The organism is Micromonospora sp. CNZ299 (assembly GCF_002754415.1).
Window position 1 is genome coordinate 1860178 of sequence record NZ_PEFG01000001.1, and the last position, 16248, is coordinate 1876425.

The window sequence follows — 16248 nt, forward strand, 5'->3', positions numbered from 1 at the left end:
CTGGATCTGGTCGGTGCGCCCGAACAGCTCATCCGGCCCGGTCGGCCGGGCGCCTTAGGCGACCCTCAGGGATGTGTTCGCAACATCTTGCCTGCTGAGTAAGGGATACGCGACCCGCTGCGACTGTGCTGCACGCGACATCCCCGGGCGCGCAATCTCCGCTGGACTCGGTGAGACTGGGCAGTGCGTGCTGGCCAGCGCGGGAGGGCGTTGGCGGGGCCGCCGAGAAGGAGTGGGCACGTGACGGGTGACACACCCGCCCCGGCTGCGATGCGTAACGAGTACGCCGCGGACCTGGGCCTGACCGAGGCTGACCTGGCCGCCGACTGGCACACCCAGTTCGGCAGCTGGTTCGCCGACGCGGTGGCCTTCGGGCTACCCGAACCGAACGCGATGGTGGTGGGCACCGCGGACCCGGCCGGTCGGCCGAGCGGTCGGACGGTGCTGCTGAAGGGGTACGACCCCGAGGGGTTCGTCTTCTTCACCAACCACCTGTCGCGCAAGGGCGTCGAGGCGACCGCCAACCCGTACGCCAGCCTGGTCTTTCCGTGGTTTCCCATGCAGCGTCAGGTGGTGGTCGCCGGGCGGGTCGCGCCGGTCGACCGCGCGACGAGCGAGGCGTACTTCACCAGCCGGCCGCGCGGCTCCCAGCTGGGCGCCTGGGCCAGCCCGCAGTCGCAGGTGGTGTCGGGCCGGGCCGAGCTGGAGGAGAGCTACCGGGAGGTGGCCGAGCGGTTCGCCGACGAGGACGTGATCCCGACGCCGTCGCACTGGGGCGGGTTGCGGGTCCACCCCGAGTCGGTGGAGTTCTGGCAGGGTCGGGCCGGCCGGTTGCACGATCGGCTCCGCTTCCGTCGTCTCGACGAGGGCGGTTGGATCGTCGAGCGGTTGGCGCCGTGACAGGTGTGCAGGAGGCTCGGCCGCGCGGAGCGCGCCGCTGGGCCCTCGACGTACGCCCGCTGCGCGTGCCCGCGTACCGACGGCTCTGGCTCGGCAACACCGTGGCGATGTTCGGCTTCCAGTTCACGGCCGTCGCGGTGCCGGTGGAGATGTACGCCCTGACCAGGGACTCCCTCTGGGTCGGCTTGCTGGGCGTGGCGGCCTTCGTACCGTTGCTGGTCTTCGGGCTCTGGGGCGGCGCGATCGCCGACGCCCGCGACCGCCGTGCGGTGCTGCTCGGCGGCTCATTGTTGCTCTGGGCATCCACCCTCGGGCTGCTGGTCCAGGCGCTGCTGAACGTGGGCAGCCCGGTGCTCCTGTTGGCGCTGATGGCGTTGCAGTCGGTGGCGTTCGCGATCAGCTCGCCGGCCCGCAGTGCCATGCTGCCCCGACTGGTCCCGGACGACCTCGTCCCAGCCGCCGCCACCCTGAACTACACGACCTTCACCGCCGCCTCGGTGGCCGGCCCGCTGGCCGCGGGCCTAATCCTCGCCGCGTCGCCGGACACCGCTGTGGTCCTGCCGATCGCGTACGGGGTGGACGCGCTGCTGTTCACCGCGATGCTCTGGGCGGCGCTGCGCCTGCCCTCGCTGCCGCCCGAGCCGAACGCCGACGGTCAGGTCCGACGAGCCGGCCTGGCCAGTGTCATCGACGGATTCCGCTACCTGGCCACCACACCCGTACTCCTGCTGTCCTTCGGGGTGGACCTGATCGCGATGATCCTCGCCATGCCGCGGGCGCTCTTCCCGGAGATCGCCCACGAACGGTTCGGCGGTGGTGGGTCCGTCGGCCTGCTCTACAGCGCCATCGCGATCGGCTCGATGATCGGTGGGCTGACCTCCGGCTGGATCGGCCGGCTCCGCCGGCAGGGGCTCGGCCTGGTGCTCGCGGTGGTGGGCTGGGGCCTGGCGATCGCCGCGGCCGGGTTGGCCCAGCAGCTCTGGCTGATGGTCGCGCTGCTCGCCGTTGCCGGGGCCGCCGACCTGATCAGCGCGGTGCTGCGCCAGTCGATGCTGCTGGTCTACGCACCGGACCGGATGCGCGGCCGGCTCCAGGGCGTCAACACGGTCGTGGTGGCGGGTGGCCCACGCCTGGGCGACCTCCGGGCCGGCACCATGGCCGCCGGGTTCGGCGGCGGGGTGGCCTGGGTGGCCGGCGGGCTCGCCTCGGCGGTGCTCGTGGTCGTGCTCGCGGTGGCGTTCCCGGCACTGCTGCGCTACCGGGCCACTACCGCGTCGAGCAACGACCGGGCCTGACCGGTTAGGGTCGCCGGCATGGAAAGCCCCGATCAGCGCCCCTTCTCCGGCGCCCAGTGGACCATCTCCGCCGCCGGTCACGAGGCCGTCATCGTGGAGGTGGGCGGTGGGCTCCGGACGTACCGGCACGACGGTGTCGACCTGGTCGACGGCTACCAGACCGACGAGGTGTGCCCCGGCTGCGCCGGGCAGGTGCTGGCACCCTGGCCGAACCGGATCCGCGATGGCCGCTACGCGTTCGGGGAGCGGGCGCTGCAGCTCCCGCTGACCGAGCCGGAGCGGCACGTGGCCATCCACGGGCTGGTCAACTGGGTGCCGTGGCGTCTGCTGGAGCAGTCGGAGGCCGCGGTGACCCTCGGCTACGACCTGCCGCCGCAGCCCGGCTACCCGTGGCCGTTGCGGCTGCTCAGCCGGTGGAGCGTCGGCGCGGACGGGCTGCGCGCCGAGCACGAGGTGACCAACATCGGCGGGGAGGCCGCGCCGTTCGGCTTCTCCGTGCACCCCTACCTGCAGCTGCCGGGCGTCGCGGTCGACGACCTGGTCATGCGGCTCCCGACCCGTACCCGGTTGTTGGTGGACGGTCGGCTGCTGCCGGTCGGCGCGACCCCGGTGGCCGGGACCGAGTACGACTGGACCAGCCCGCGCCGGATCGGCGCCGTCGAACTGGATCTCTGCTTCGGCGAGGTGATCCGCGACGCTGACGGCGGCTCGTCGGTGAGCCTGTCCGCGCCGGACGGTTCGGCGGGGGTGAGCATCTGGGCGGACGCGGAGTTCGGCTGGTGGCAGGTGTTCACCGGGGACGCGCTCACCGGTGACCGGCACCGCCGCTCGGTGGCGATCGAGCCGATGACCTGCCCGCCGGACGCGTTCCGCTCGGGCCGGGACGTGCTCACGCTCAAGCCTGCTACGACCTGGCGGGGTGCCTGGGGCATCCGGCCCGGGGCCTGATGGAGTTCGCCGAGGTCGTCCGGCGTCGGCGGATGGTGCGCAACTACGACCCGGACCGCCCCGTCCCGCCCGACGTGGTGGACCGGCTGCTCGACCACGCGGTCCGCGCACCGTCGGCCGGGTTCGCTCAGGGCTGGGGTTTCCTGGTCCTGGAGGAGCCGGCCGACCGGGAGCGGTTCTGGGCGGCCACCACACCGGACGGCGGTGGGCGGGAGCGCTGGCTGGCCGGGATGCGCCGGGCACCCCTGATCGTGGTGCCGCACGCCAACGAGTCGGCCTACCTGCGGCGGTACGCGGAGCCGGACAAGGGGTGGACGGACCGGTCCACCGACCGCTGGCCGGTGCCGTACTGGCACGTGGACACCGGCTTCGCGGCCCTGCTGATGTTGCTCACCGCCGTGGACGAAGGGCTGGGGGCCTGTTTCTTCGGCATTCCGCCGCAGCAACTCGCCCCCTACCGCGACGCGTTCGGCGTGCCGGAGGAATACCAGCCCGTCGGTGCCGTCACAATCGGTTACCGAGCGGCAGACCATCGGTCACCGTCGCTGCGCCGGGGGCGTCGTCCGATGGACGAGGTGGTGCGGCGCGGTCGGTGGAGTTGAGCAACCCGTCCCGTTTGTCCGCTTGAGGATCGGACGACCGGTAGCGAAACTGACATCAGGGAGCGAAACGCGTCGTGCGCTGGGCGGCTAGGCTGGCACGGTCATCGGTGCCGCGCCGCGCGGTGCCCGCCGCGGCCCGGCTCGGCGCCGTCGGTCGGCCCGGCCACGGGGAGGGGAGCGTGCCGTCGTGATCTTCAGAGCGGTCCGGGACGGGCGTCCCTATCCGGAACACAATCTGACGCTCAAGCAGTGGGCGGAGATTCCGCCCCGGCCACTGCGCCTGGACCAGATGATCACCACCAAGCGTGAGCTGGCGCTCGACAAGCTGCTCGCCGAGGACTCCACCTTCTACGGTGACCTCTTCCCGCACGTCGTGCAGTGGAACGGTGGGCTCTACCTCGAGGACGGGCTGCACCGCGCGTTGCGGGCCGCCCTGCAGCAGCGCAACCAGATCCACGCCCGGGTGCTGGTGCTCTCCGAGCCGATCGAGTGACGAGCCCTTCTGTCGCTCGCTGAACCTTCGTTAGGGTGGCGTCCATGACCGCTGCGCTGGACCTGCTCGATCTGGACCCGTCGCTCACCGACGAAGAGCGACAGATCCGCGACGTCGTCCGCCAACTCGTCGACGACCGGGTGCGCCCGCACGTCGCCGACTGGTACGAACAGGGCCAGGTGCCGGCCCGCGAGCTGGCCCGGGAGTTCGGCAAGCTCGGCCTGCTCGGCATGCACCTCACCGGCTACGGCTGCGCTGGCGCCTCCGCCGTCGCGTACGGCCTGGCCTGCCAGGAGCTGGAGGCCGGCGACTCCGGCCTCCGATCCCTGGTCTCGGTGCAGGGCTCGCTCGCCATGTACGCCATCTGGCGCTACGGCAGCGAGGAGCAGAAACAACGCTGGCTGCCGTCGATGGCCACCGGCGAGGCGATCGGCTGCTTCGGCCTGACCGAGCCGGACCACGGCTCCGACCCCGCCTCGATGACCACCCGCGCCCGCCGGGACGGCGACGACTGGGTGCTCACCGGCGCCAAGATGTGGATCACCAACGCGCCGATCGCCGACGCCGCGGTGATCTGGGCGCGCACCGACGAGGGCGTGCGGGGTTTCCTCGTACCCATGGACACGCCCGGTGTCACGGCCCGGGAGATCCGCCGCAAGATGTCGCTGCGCGCGTCGGTGACCGGCGAGATCGCGCTCGACGACGTCCGGCTCCCGGCGGACGCCCAACTGCCCGAGGCGATCGGGCTCAAGGCGCCGCTGAGCTGCCTCACCGAGGCCCGGTACGGCATCGTCTGGGGCGCGGTGGGCGCTGCCCGTGACTGCCTGGAAACCACCCTCGCGTACGCCACCACCCGCACCCAGTTCGGTCGCCCGCTGGCCGGCTTTCAGCTCACCCAGGCGAAACTCGCCGACATGGCCGTCGAGCTGGTGAAGGGGCAACTGCTCGCGCTGCACCTGGGCCGGCTCGCCGACGCCCACCGGCTGCGACCCGAACAGGTCAGCGTGGGCAAGCTGAACAACGTGCGGGAGGCCCTGGCCATCGCCCGGCAGTGCCGCACCATCCTCGGCGCCAACGGTGTCTCCGGCGAATACCCGATCATGCGGCACGCCAACAACCTGGAGAGCGTGCTGACGTACGAGGGCACCTCCGAAATCCACCAGCTGGTCGTCGGGCAGCGACTCACCGGGATCTCCGCGTTCGCATGACGCGCGCGTGACCTGCCCGGGTTGACCTGCCCGGGTTGACCTGCCCGGGTTGACCTGCCCGCGTGCTGACCTGCGCGCGCGTGACCTGCCCGCGCGTGACCTACCCGTTTGTGCTTTTCGGCCGCTCGACGCGCGGCTGTCGTACGGGGGCCGTACCGTCATTGACAGACGACGTGTCTGACGAGGACGGTGAGCGTGATGGCCCGCGACGCTGGCATCAACGAGCCCACGAGGGAGTTTCCCGGTTACCCGACCGGTGACGATCTCAAGGAGCGGTCGGCCGCGACACCCGAGCCGACCATGGACACACCGGGTGGCCCCGGTGGCCCGACGGGCGGCCCCGGTGGCCCGATGGGTGGCCCCGGTGGCCCGATGGGTGGCAGCGGTGGCCCGACGGGTGGTGGTGGCGCGGCCCGTGGCCTGCTCCTGCTGCTCGGCGCCGCCGCGCTGGCCGTGGTCGTGCTGCTCGGCATCCAGGCGACCGGCATCCTGCCGGATTTCCGCAACCCGTTCGCCAAGGAGCAGACCGACCGCAGCCAGCCACCACTGCTGAAGTCGATCCAGGACCTCAGCCGCTACGTGGCGGCCGAAGGCAACTTCCAGGTCGTGGTCGACACCCAGAACGACCGGCGCAACGTTCCCGACTTCCTGCTCAACGAGCGCACCCTGTTCGTCGGTGCCGGCAGCATCGAGGCGTACGTCGACTTCACCAAGATCGGTGAGGGTGCTGTCGTCCAGTCCGCCGACGGCAAGTCCGTCGAGATCAAACTGCCCGCCCCGCAGCTCGGCGAGACCAACCTCGACATGGAGAAGAGCTACGTCTTCGCGGAGCAGCGCGGTCTGCTCAACCGGCTCGGTGACCTGGTCGGCAACGACCCCAACCGGCAGCAGCAGGTCTACCAGCTCGCCGAGGAGCGGATCACCGCCGCCGCCCGCGACAGCGGTCTCTCCGCCCGAGCCGAGGAGAACACCCGCAAGATGCTGGAGGGGCTGCTGCGTTCCCTCGGCTACCAACAGATCACGGTCACCTACACGGCTCCCTGACCGGCGACAACCCAACCGCGGAAGCGCCCGCCCCGACGTCCGTCGGAGCGGGCGCTTCTCCATCGGGACCGCTGGCATTCGCGGCTGGTAGCCCGCGCTCTGCCGAGCGGCGTGTGCGCTCCTTGATCCACTCGGGTATCGCCGGCACCTGGACACCGCGGAATCAGCAAACCCGAGTGGATCAACGGCGAGGTGGGCAGCAACTTCGGGGAAGTTGGTGCCTCGGGCGCTGCTGAGGCAGCAACATCGGTGAAGTTGCTGCCCGGGCTGAGGCGGGGGCGGGGGGTGGGGGCGGGGCGGGGTGGGGTGGGGCTTTGGTTCGAGCGGCGGTTTCGGATGGAGTTGGCGAGGGCTTCTGCCCGCAAGTTCCTGGAAATGGGGGCCCTGGACGTGCGGGAGGCCACTACAACAGGGTTGTAGTGGCCTCCCGGACGCGATGTCGCCTCGACGTCGGCGCCGCTGGCACGGCGCGCTTGAGGGGTGGGGGTCAGTGCTGGGTGGAGGCCAGGTAGCGATCCTCGTTCGGCATGAGAACCCAGAGGACCAGGTAGACGATCACCTGGGTGCCGGGCAGCAGCAGGGACAGCAGGAACAGCAGCCGGACCATCCCGGCGGACATGCCGAACCGCCGACCGAGGCCGGCGCAGACACCGGCGAGCATGCGCCCCTCGCGGGGCCGGACCAGTTTGCGACTCATCGTCGTACTCCCACTCTGCGGCAGTGCGCCGCGTCTGCAATCCACGGTAGAAGGGGGTGGCCACCTCGCCCTCGGTCCCGAGGATGAGCGGTGACCCGTGGACCCGTAGGTGCTTTACCCGGGCAGCCCCTCGCTGATGCCTCCCCGCGACCCGCCCAAGCCCGAGCGGGCCCGAACCCGAGCCACCCGCGCCCGCGCTCTCGTGATCTTGCAATGGCCGCGAGACGGCGGTCAGGTGCTCGCCTCCCGGTGGCCGGGTGGGCTTTGAGCTGGGCCGGGTAGGCTGGCAGATCGGCCACCCACACCCCGGGTGACCGGCACCCATACCCCGGGCGGTCACGAGCGGGGCCGTCAGACCGGCGGTCACGACCCGGCCGGGTCCCGTACGCCGGGACGACGGCGAGGAAGCGCGGCCATGATCAGTGTTTTCGACCTCTTCAGCGTTGGTATCGGGCCGTCCAGCTCGCACACCGTGGGGCCGATGCGGGCCGCGCGTACGTTCGTTGGCGGGCTCAAGGCCGACGGGCTGCTCAGCGACGTCGCACGGGTGCAGGCTGAGCTGTTCGGCTCGCTGGGTGCCACGGGGCACGGGCACGGCAGTGGCCCGGCGGTGCTGCTGGGGTTGTCCGGTGAGTCGCCGGAGACTGTCGACACGGACACCGTCGGCCCTCGGGTCGAACGGATCCGGGGCGAGCGGCGGATCAACATTCTGGCCGCCCACGAGATCGACTTTGACCCGGACCGGGATCTGACGCTGCACCGTCGCCGATCGCTGCCGTACCACCCGAACGGGATGACCTTCGCGGCGTACGACGGGGCCGGTGCCGAGCTGCGCAGTCGCACCTACTACTCCGTCGGTGGTGGGTTCGTGGTGGACGAGGCCGCGGCCGGCGCGGACCGGATCAAGCCGGACAGCACAGTGGTGCGGTACCCGTTCCTGACCGGGGCGCAACTGTTGGAGGTCACCACCCGCACCGGGCTGTCGATCAGCGAGGTGATGCTGGCCAACGAGCGTTCCTGGCGCAGCGAGGCGGACATCCGGGCGGGCCTGCTGGAGATCTGGCGGGTGATGCGGGAGTGCGTGGAGCGCGGCTGTGAGCGCGACGGCGTACTCCCTGGGGGGTTGAAGGTCCGGCGGCGCGCGGCGGAGCTGCGGCGCGGCCTGGAGGCGGACGCCGGGACGCCCGACCCGCTGCACGCGATGGACTGGGTGACGCTGTTCGCCCTGGCGGTCAACGAGGAGAACGCCGCCGGTGGCCGGGTGGTCACCGCGCCGACCAACGGGGCGGCCGGGATCATTCCGGCGGTGCTGCACTACTACGCCCGGTTCGTGCCGGGGGCGTCCGACGACGGTGTGGTGCGGTTCCTGCTGACGGCCGGCGCGATCGGGGTGTTGTTCAAGGAGAATGCCTCGATCTCCGGTGCGGAGGTGGGCTGCCAGGGTGAGGTCGGTTCGGCGTGCTCGATGGCGGCGGCGGGGCTGGCCGAGGTGCTCGGTGGCACCCCGGAGCAGGTGGAGAACGCGGCCGAGATCGGGATGGAGCACAACCTCGGGTTGACCTGCGACCCGGTGGGTGGCCTGGTGCAGATCCCCTGCATCGAGCGGAACGCGGTGGCTAGCATCAAGGCGATCACGGCCGCCCGGCTGGCGCTGCGCGGCGACGGTGTGCACAAGGTGTCGCTGGACAAGGTCATCAAGACCATGCGGGAGACGGGCGCCGACATGAAGGTCAAGTACAAGGAGACGGCGCGTGGCGGTCTGGCCGTCAATGTGATCGAGTGCTGAGTCCGGTCGATTCGGGGCATTCGTTCACCGACTGCTAACCTGTCGTCCGTTTCAGGAGGCGGGAGGCTCGCGGTGACCTCTGGCGTCGCGGCGTTGTGGTCGCACCGCAACTCGCTGCGCATCCTGGTCAGGCGGGACCTGGCGGTCAAGTACCAGCAGTCGGTGCTGGGCTACTTCTGGTCGTTGATCGAGCCGCTCGGCATGGGCGCCATCTACTGGTTCGTGTTCGGGGTGCTCTACTCCCGCGACACCGGCCGGCATCTCGGCGAGGCGGCGGGGTCGTACCCGTTGTTCCTGATCACCGGCATCTTCGCCTGGATGTGGGCCAGCTCGGCCCTGAGCGAGGCCACGAACGCGCTGACCGGCCAGTCCCGGTTGATCACCACGATGAACGTGCCGCGTCAGATCTTCCCGATCGGCCGGGTCACCGGCCGGTTCGCCGAGTACGCGGCCGGCCTGCCGATCCTGATCGCCATCGCGGTGATCTACGCGGTGCACGGTCGGATCCACCCCGGCTGGTCGCTGCTCTCCCTGCCGCTCGCGGTGGCCGTCCAGGCCGTCCTGTTGACCGGGCTCGCCCTGCTGCTGTCCGCCTGGAACGTGCTGATGCGCGACGTGGAACGCTTGATGCGGCTGATCATCCGGGTGCTCTTCTACGCCACGCCGATCATCTATCCGCTCAGCCTGGTCCGCGAGTCCGGCCTGCCCGGCTGGCTGAAGGTGGTGTACGAGCTGAACCCCCTGGTCGGGATCTTCCAGATGCATCACGCGATCTGGTACCCGGACGAGTTCCCGGACGCCCGGCTGCTCGCCACCACCGTCGTCGGCAGCCTGCTGGTGCTGGCCGCCGGCTGGTGGTCGTTCCGCCGGTTGGAACCCGCAGTGCTCAAGGAACTCTGACGTGGCCACCCCGATCATCGAGGCCGACGGCCTGGGCATCCGGTTCGTGCGGAACCGTCGCCGTCAGCTGCGCCTGCGGGAGCTGTTCATCCACCGGGGTGCACGCGGTGCCCTGCCCGGCCAGTTCTGGCCGTTGCGGGACGTGTCGTTCACCATCGAACCCGGCGAGACGGTCGGCGTGATCGGCCGCAACGGCACCGGCAAGAGCACCCTGCTGCGGCTGATCGCCGGGGTGCTCATCCCCGACGAGGGCGACATCCGGGTGCACGGCGCGGTGGCACCGCTGCTGGAGTTGTCCGCCGGTTTCTCCAACGACCTGACCGGGCGGGAGAACCTGCACCTGGTCGGTGGCCTGCACGGGCTGTCGACGGGCTACCTGAAGCGGCACTTCGACGAGATCGTCGAGTTCGCCGGTGAGCAGGTGGAGCGGGCCATCGACACGTCGGTCCGGCACTACTCGTCGGGTATGAAGGTGCGACTCGGCTTCGCGATCATCTCGCACCTGCCGCACCCGATCCTGCTGATGGACGAGGTGACCGCGGTCGGGGACGCGGAGTTCCGTAAGAAGTGTTACGCGACGATTGATCGTCTGCTCGGGGAGGGGCGCACGCTGGTGTTGGTGTCACACAACGAAAAGGACCTGACCCGGTTCTGTCGTCGGGGGTTGCACCTCGACGCGGGCCGGTTGACGCTCGATGGCACGATCGCCGAGGCGCTCGACGCGTACCACGCCGCGGTCCCGCGGTGACGCTCGCGATCGTGCTCGCCGCCGGGTCGCCGGCAGCGGGCCTGACCACCGCGACCGGTGAGCCGCTGGCCGACCGCCTGGCCGCCCAGTTGCGCCGGGCCGGTGCCGACGAGGTGCGCTTCGCCGCCACCCTCGACGAGTTGACCGCGCTGGTCGCCACCGCCACCGCCCCCGTGCTGGTAACCGGCACCGACCTGGTGGCGCACACCGCCGTGCTGCGGCACCTGGCCACCAGCCCGGTGGGGCCCACGGTGGCGCTGGTGCTGGGCGACCCGCCGGTGCCCGGGCGCACTGCCGTGCGGGAGGAACGCGGCCAGGTGGTCGACGCTGGCGCCCTGGACGCCCTCGACGGGGCCGCCACCGGCGTGTTCGGCGGCGCGCTGCGGGTCGGCGTGGACGACCTGCCGACCCTCGCCGCAGCCGCCCGCGCCGCTGCGGGTGGCGCCGGGTCCGCCGTGGACCGGCTCTTCGCGGGTCTCGCGGCGCTCGGCACGCTGATCTTCGCTCAGCGGGTACGCCTGCTCGTCGCCCGCCGGGTCGAGGACGAGGACGAGCTGACCGCTGCCGAGGCGGCGGTGACCGCTGTCGACGAGGACCGGGCCGAGTTGCGGCTGTCGGTGAAGGAGAAGGACGACTTCTTCTCCACCTACTTCGTCAGCACCTGGTCCCCGTACGTGGTCCGGTGGGCGGCCCGGCTGCGGCTCACCCCGACCGGGGTGACGGCGATCTCGGTGCTGTTCGCGCTGGCTGCGGCGGTGCTGTTCGGGGTCGGTGGGCGACCCGCGCTGGTCGGCGGCGCGGTGCTGCTCTACCTCGGCTTCGTGCTCGACTGCGTGGACGGCCAGTTGGCCCGCTACACCCGGCACTTCAGCGCCTGGGGTGGCTGGCTGGACACAATGGCGGACCGGGCGAAGGAATACCTGGTCTACGCCGGGCTGGGCTTCGGGGTGAGCCACGCCGGGCTGGGCAACGGCTGGGCGCTCGCGATCGCCGCGATGACGTTGCAGACCGTCCGGCACATGACCGACACCTGGTACGGGGTGCTGCACGACGAGGCGGCCCGTCGACCGAGAGCTGCGGCGGGTGCCAGCGGCGGGATCGGTGACCGGCTCAACGCGGCGTCGACCCGTGTGCAGGCGGACACCGGTTCGCTGTCGTACTGGCTGAAGCGGACCGTCGTCTTCCCCATCGGCGAGCGGTGGGCGCTGATCGCGCTGACCGTTGCGCTGTTCAACCCGCTGGTCAGCCTGATCGCGGTGCTGGTCTGGGGTGTGCTGGCGTTCGCGTACACCGGGGCGCTGCGGACGTTGCGGGCCCGCTGGATGCGGGTGCCGGTGCTGGACACGGTCGACGCCACCCTGCACCGCGACGACGGCCCGCTGGCCCGCTGGCTGCCGGTGGTCCGCCCGATGGGGCCGCTGACCCTGGCGGTGATCGCCGCGCTCGGCCCGGCGGTGCTGCTGGTCGCGGCGCTGTGGGGCGACTCGCCGGACGGGCTGCGCTGGGCGGTGCCGGTGGCGCTGCTGGTGCTGCTGGTCGGCGGCCTGGGCGCGGGGGCCGCGCACAACGGTCCGCTGGACTGGCTGGTGCCCGCGGCGTTGCGCGCCGCCGAGTACCTGTTCGCCATCGCGGTCGGGGTGGTCGGTGAGGCGCCGGGTTGGCTGATCTTCGGGTACGTCTTCGTGCTCACCGTGCACCACTACGACCTGACGGCCCGGCTGGAGAAGCGGCAGGCGGCACCGCCGCTGCACGCGTTCACGCTGGGCTGGGAGGGGCGCTCGGCGCTGCTGGCCCTCGCGGCGATTGCCGGCATCGTGGGTATCGGGCTGGCTACACTCGGTGCGTACCTTCTCGTGGTTTTCGTGGTGAGCGTCGTCCTGGCCTGGTTCGTGCGACCGGCCCGTAGCGCGCGGGCGTCGGTGGCGCCGGTGGGCGCTGGAGGTGCCGCGCCGCACTGACGGAGGGACGGCCGGATGACCCTGATCAGCTTCGTGGTGCCGGCCTTCCGTGTGCAGGGATACCTGCGTGAATGTCTGGATTCCGTTCTCGGTCAGCCGGAGACCGACATCGAGGTGATCGCCGTCGACGACTGCTCGCCGGACGCCAGCGGCGAGATCATCGACGAGTACGCGGCCCGCGACCAGCGGGTCCGCTCGGTTCGGCTGTCGGAGAACGTCGGCCTCGGTCCAGCCCGCAACATCGGGTTGGACCGGGCCGTCGGCGAGTACGTGTGGTTCCTCGACGGCGACGACTGGCTGGCGCCGGAGTGCCTGACCGAGGTCGCCGAGCGGTTGCGGGCGACCCGCCCCGACGTGCTGCTGGTCGACCACGTCCGCACCCACTGGAACGACACAGCGACCCGCAGCGCGATGGCCGAGGTGTTCCCGGAGTCGCCCGGCGCGGACACCTTCCGCTTGCGGGACCGGCCGGAGGCGATGCACCTGCTGCACACCGCGTGGAACCGGCTGGTCCGCCGGGAGTTCCTGGCCGGCCTGGGGCTGCGCTTCGCGCCGGGCTGGTACGAGGACGTCTCGTTCAGCTATCCGGTGCTGATGGCGGCGCAGCGGATCGGCGTACTCGATCGGGTGTGCGTCAACTACCGGCAACGCCGCGCCGGCGCGATCACCCGGACCCGGGGTGACCGGCACTTCGAGGTCTTCCCACAGTGGCACCGGGTCTTCCACCTGATGGACGCGTGGGGCTCGGCGACGGACGCCCTGCGGCCGGCGGTCTTCGAGCGGATGATCTGGCACTACCTGACGGTGCTGGGCAACGGCCAGCGGATCGCCCCGGAGCTGCGACCGGCGTTCTTCGCGCAGATCACCGCCGACTACGAGCGCTGGCTGCCGGCCGGCGGTTATCCGGTGCCGGACGGGGTGGAGGGGATCAAACACCGGCTCGTCGCGTCCGGCCGCTGGCGCACCTTCAGCGCGTTGCGGGCCGCCAGCCGGGCCCGCGACGCCGCCCGTCGGCAGACCCGCACCGCCCGGCGTCGGGTCGGCCCGGTGGCGCGCCGCGGTGCCCGGCTGACCCGCGACGGGTTGCTGCGCGAGTACTACCGGGCCGAGTTGCGTCGGCCGGTCGACCCGACGCTCGCGGTGTACGCCGCCTACTGGTTCCGGGGCTACTCCTGCAACCCGGCGGCGATCTACGAGGCTGCCCGGACGTTGGCGCCGGGGGTGCGCGGGGTGTGGATCGTGCGCCGGGACCGGGTGGACAGCGTGCCGGCCGGGGTGGAATACGTGGTCGCCGGCACGCCGGCGTACTACCGGGTCCTCGCCCGCGCCCGGTGGCTGGTCAACAACGTCAACTTTCCGGACTTCGTCCGCAAGCGGCCGGAGCAGGTGCACCTGCAGACCCACCACGGCACCCCGGTCAAGGTGATGGGGCTGGACCAGCAGCGCTACCCGATCGGCGCGGGTCGGATGGACTTCGCCGGGCTGCTGCGCCGGGTGGACCGTTGGGACTACAGCGTCAGCGCGAACAGCTTCTCCACCCAGATGTGGGACCGGGCGTACCCGGCCACGTACACGACTCTGGAGGTGGGTTACCCGCGCAACGACCGCCTGGTGACGGCCGGTCCGGACGAGGTGCGTCGGCTGCGCGCGGAGTTCGGCGTCGGCCCCGACGAGCAGGTCGTGCTGTACGCCCCGACACACCGGGAGCACCTTCCCGGCTACCGGCCACCGTTCGACCCGGACCGGTTCCTGCGGGTGCTGGGTGACTCGGGCCGGCTGCTGATGCGCAGCCACTATTTCCACGACCGTGACCGTCGCCCCGGTCGGCCGGCGGACTGGGAACGGGTTCGCGATGTGAGTGGCCACCAACGGGTGGAGGATCTCTACCTGATCGCCGACGTGTTGATCACCGACTATTCGTCGGCGATGTTCGACTATGCGGTGCTGGACCGGCCGATCGTGCTCTATACCCCGGACTGGGAGGCGTACCGGCTGGCCCGAGGGGTCTACTTCGACGTCACGGCCGAACCGCCGGGCGCGGTGGCCACCACCTTCGCCGACCTGGTCGACCTGTTCCGCTCCGACGCGGTGCGCTCCGACGCGGCGACCAAGGCCCGTGAGCATTTTCGGGGCCGGTTCTGCACATTGGACGACGGGCACGCGGCGGAACGGGTGGTGCGTGAGGTTTTCCTGGGGGAGCCCAGCGGGCGATCTTCGCGCTGCTGACCGCGCTGTCCGTCTCTTTGTCGTGTAATTGCGGCGTCATCCGTCGAACATGAGACGTTTACCCGATGTGCGGATCCAATGATCCTGGTCACAGTCTTGTGGGGTTCGGCAGACGAGCTGGGGGGGACGACGGTGAGCACCGTCACGCTCAAGGACGTGAGCAAGGTCTTCAGGGACGGCACGCTGGCAGTCGACAGCATCAATCTTGATGTGAACGACGGCGAGTTCATGGTGCTTCTGGGGCCGTCCGGCTGCGGCAAGTCGACGGTGCTGCGGATGATCGCCGGGTTGGAGGATCCGACCCAGGGCGCGGTGCTGCTCGACGGGGAGTTGGCGAACGACCTGCCTCCGCGCGACCGCAAGATCGCAATGGTCTTCCAGGACTTCGCGCTCTACCCGCACATGAGCGTCGGCGACAACATCGCCTTTCCACTGCGCCTCGCGGGAATCGAGCAGGAGCCGCGGGACGAGCGGGTCAGCGACGTGGCCAGCGCGCTGGGCATCGGCGACGTGCTGGCCCGTAAGCCGGGCCAGCTCTCCGGCGGCCAGCGGCAGCGGGTGGCGATGGGTCGGGCGATCGTCCGGCGGCCCGGCCTGTTCCTGATGGACGAGCCGCTCTCGAATCTGGACAGCGGCCTGCGCGCCGAGCTGCGCGCGGAGATCTCCGGCCTGACCCGGGAGCTGGGGGTCACCACCGTCTACGTCACCCACGACCAGGCCGAGGCGCTCACCATGGCCGACCGGGTCGCCATCATGCGCCGCGGCGTGCTCCAGGACGTCGGCACACCCACCCAGGTGTACGGCCGGCCGGCGACGCTCTACGTGGCCGCCTTCCTGGGCAGCCCACGGATGAACCTGCTGGAGGCGTCGGTCTACGTCCACCTCGACCGGTACGTCACGCTGAACCTCGGTGACCAGTCGCTCTACCTGCCCTGGAACGACATTCGCAGTCGGGCGGTGGCGCACTACCACGGTGAGCGGATCGTGGTCGGCATGCGGGCCGAGGCACTCACCCCGGTCGCCCCGGACAGCCCCGGCGACGTGCTGCGGGGGCGGATCCGCTACCTGGAGCACCACGGGCACGAGTCGCTGGCGTTCCTCGACATCGGTGCGACAGCGGTCGTGGTCGACGAGATGGGTGCGCCGGTCGAATCGCCGCCGGTCGGTCAGCGCGGCCTGCGTCGGTTCGGCTCGGTGATGCAGCGCCTCACCGGCAAGCCGGTGGAGCCGCAGGAGGCCTCGAGTGGCGGCGGCACCCAGACCAGCGTGCTTCCCGACCCGGGCCGGCACCACCGCCGCCCGGCGGAGCTGGCGGTGCGGCTGGCGCCGTACCCGGCGGTCAGCGCCGGTCATCCGCTCGCCGTCTCGGTCCGGATGGACGCGCTGCACTTCTTCGACGAGCGTGGCGCCCGGATCGACGTGGGTTGGCGCTGACGACTCGCC

Annotated in this window: 13 protein-coding genes and 1 pseudogene; 13 read left to right on the top strand and 1 reads right to left on the bottom strand. The window is 71.2% G+C overall.

The window, feature by feature from the left end:
- The first annotated feature begins 270 nt into the window (after positions 1-270).
- From pdxH to CLT68_RS08980, 7 genes are all read left to right on the top strand, one after another.
- Positions 271-900: a pyridoxamine 5'-phosphate oxidase gene (gene pdxH / locus CLT68_RS08950; protein ID WP_099856947.1), complete on the top strand. Its 630-nt coding sequence runs from the start codon at positions 271-273 to the stop codon at positions 898-900.
- Positions 897-2195: an MFS transporter gene (locus tag CLT68_RS08955; protein ID WP_099850062.1), complete on the top strand. Its 1299-nt coding sequence runs from the start codon at positions 897-899 to the stop codon at positions 2193-2195. Before pdxH ends, CLT68_RS08955 begins: the two co-directional genes overlap by 4 nt.
- A gap of 18 nt (positions 2196-2213) precedes the next feature.
- The gene (locus CLT68_RS08960) at positions 2214-3143 is read left to right on the top strand and encodes an aldose 1-epimerase family protein (RefSeq protein ID WP_099850064.1); all 930 of its coding nucleotides are present in this window, start codon (positions 2214-2216) and stop codon (positions 3141-3143) included.
- Positions 3143-3745 carry a nitroreductase family protein gene (locus CLT68_RS08965; protein ID WP_099850066.1) on the top strand — a complete coding sequence of 201 codons (603 nt, stop codon included), beginning with the start codon at positions 3143-3145 and terminating at the stop codon, positions 3743-3745. Before CLT68_RS08960 ends, CLT68_RS08965 begins: the two co-directional genes overlap by 1 nt.
- Before the next feature lie 187 nt (positions 3746-3932).
- Positions 3933-4238, top strand: a complete 306-nt coding sequence (locus CLT68_RS08970) for a type II toxin-antitoxin system VapB family antitoxin (protein ID WP_030329612.1) — start codon at positions 3933-3935, stop codon at positions 4236-4238.
- Positions 4239-4282: 44 nt separating this feature from the next.
- Positions 4283-5446 carry an acyl-CoA dehydrogenase family protein gene (locus CLT68_RS08975; RefSeq protein WP_099856949.1) on the top strand — a complete coding sequence of 388 codons (1164 nt, stop codon included), beginning with the start codon at positions 4283-4285 and terminating at the stop codon, positions 5444-5446.
- A 198-nt stretch (positions 5447-5644) separates the two neighbouring features.
- The gene (locus tag CLT68_RS08980; protein WP_099850068.1) at positions 5645-6490 is read left to right on the top strand and encodes a DUF4230 domain-containing protein; all 846 of its coding nucleotides are present in this window, start codon (positions 5645-5647) and stop codon (positions 6488-6490) included.
- 487 nt (positions 6491-6977) lie between these two features.
- Here CLT68_RS08980 and CLT68_RS08985 read toward each other — a convergent pair whose 3' ends face one another.
- Entirely contained in the window at positions 6978-7187 is a 210-nt protein-coding gene (locus CLT68_RS08985; protein ID WP_088951236.1) for a PspC domain-containing protein, read from the bottom strand.
- 415 nt (positions 7188-7602) lie between these two features.
- Between CLT68_RS08985 and CLT68_RS08990 the strand changes: the two genes are divergently transcribed.
- The 6 genes and pseudogenes from CLT68_RS08990 to CLT68_RS09015 all read left to right on the top strand — a co-directional run bounded on the left by CLT68_RS08990 (position 7603) and on the right by CLT68_RS09015 (position 16239).
- Complete coding sequence (locus CLT68_RS08990) at positions 7603-8973, top strand: L-serine ammonia-lyase (protein WP_099850070.1); 1371 nt, start codon at positions 7603-7605, stop codon at positions 8971-8973.
- A 72-nt stretch (positions 8974-9045) separates the two neighbouring features.
- The gene (locus tag CLT68_RS08995; protein ID WP_099850072.1) at positions 9046-9873 is read left to right on the top strand and encodes an ABC transporter permease; all 828 of its coding nucleotides are present in this window, start codon (positions 9046-9048) and stop codon (positions 9871-9873) included.
- A 142-nt stretch (positions 9874-10015) separates the two neighbouring features.
- Positions 10016-10621, top strand: a pseudogene (locus CLT68_RS09000) (ABC transporter ATP-binding protein); the annotation flags it as partial.
- Positions 10618-12579: a CDP-alcohol phosphatidyltransferase family protein gene (locus tag CLT68_RS09005; RefSeq protein ID WP_099850076.1), complete on the top strand. Its 1962-nt coding sequence runs from the start codon at positions 10618-10620 to the stop codon at positions 12577-12579. The pseudogene CLT68_RS09000 and the gene CLT68_RS09005, both read left to right, overlap by 4 nt.
- Positions 12580-12594: 15 nt before the next feature.
- A complete protein-coding gene (locus tag CLT68_RS09010; RefSeq protein ID WP_099850078.1) occupies positions 12595-14805 on the top strand; it encodes a bifunctional glycosyltransferase family 2 protein/CDP-glycerol:glycerophosphate glycerophosphotransferase in 2211 nt (736 codons plus the stop codon).
- A gap of 132 nt (positions 14806-14937) precedes the next feature.
- Complete coding sequence (locus CLT68_RS09015; RefSeq protein ID WP_088952167.1) at positions 14938-16239, top strand: ABC transporter ATP-binding protein; 1302 nt, start codon at positions 14938-14940, stop codon at positions 16237-16239.
- Positions 16240-16248: the final 9 nt, after the last annotated feature.

Excerpts from the sequence above, each read along its gene's own strand:
- pdxH (WP_099856947.1), top strand. The coding sequence starts at position 271 with ATGCGTAACGAGTACGCCGCGGACCTGGGCCTGACCGAGGCTGACCTG.
- CLT68_RS08960 (WP_099850064.1), top strand. The coding sequence starts at position 2,214 with ATGGAAAGCCCCGATCAGCGCCCCTTCTCCGGCGCCCAGTGGACCATC.
- CLT68_RS08965 (WP_099850066.1), top strand. The coding sequence starts at position 3,143 with ATGGAGTTCGCCGAGGTCGTCCGGCGTCGGCGGATGGTGCGCAACTAC.
- CLT68_RS08975 (WP_099856949.1), top strand. The coding sequence starts at position 4,283 with ATGACCGCTGCGCTGGACCTGCTCGATCTGGACCCGTCGCTCACCGAC.
- CLT68_RS08980 (WP_099850068.1), top strand. The coding sequence starts at position 5,645 with ATGGCCCGCGACGCTGGCATCAACGAGCCCACGAGGGAGTTTCCCGGT.
- CLT68_RS08985 (WP_088951236.1), bottom strand. The coding sequence starts at position 7,187 with ATGAGTCGCAAACTGGTCCGGCCCCGCGAGGGGCGCATGCTCGCCGGT.
- CLT68_RS08990 (WP_099850070.1), top strand. The coding sequence starts at position 7,603 with ATGATCAGTGTTTTCGACCTCTTCAGCGTTGGTATCGGGCCGTCCAGC.
- CLT68_RS09010 (WP_099850078.1), top strand. The coding sequence starts at position 12,595 with ATGACCCTGATCAGCTTCGTGGTGCCGGCCTTCCGTGTGCAGGGATAC.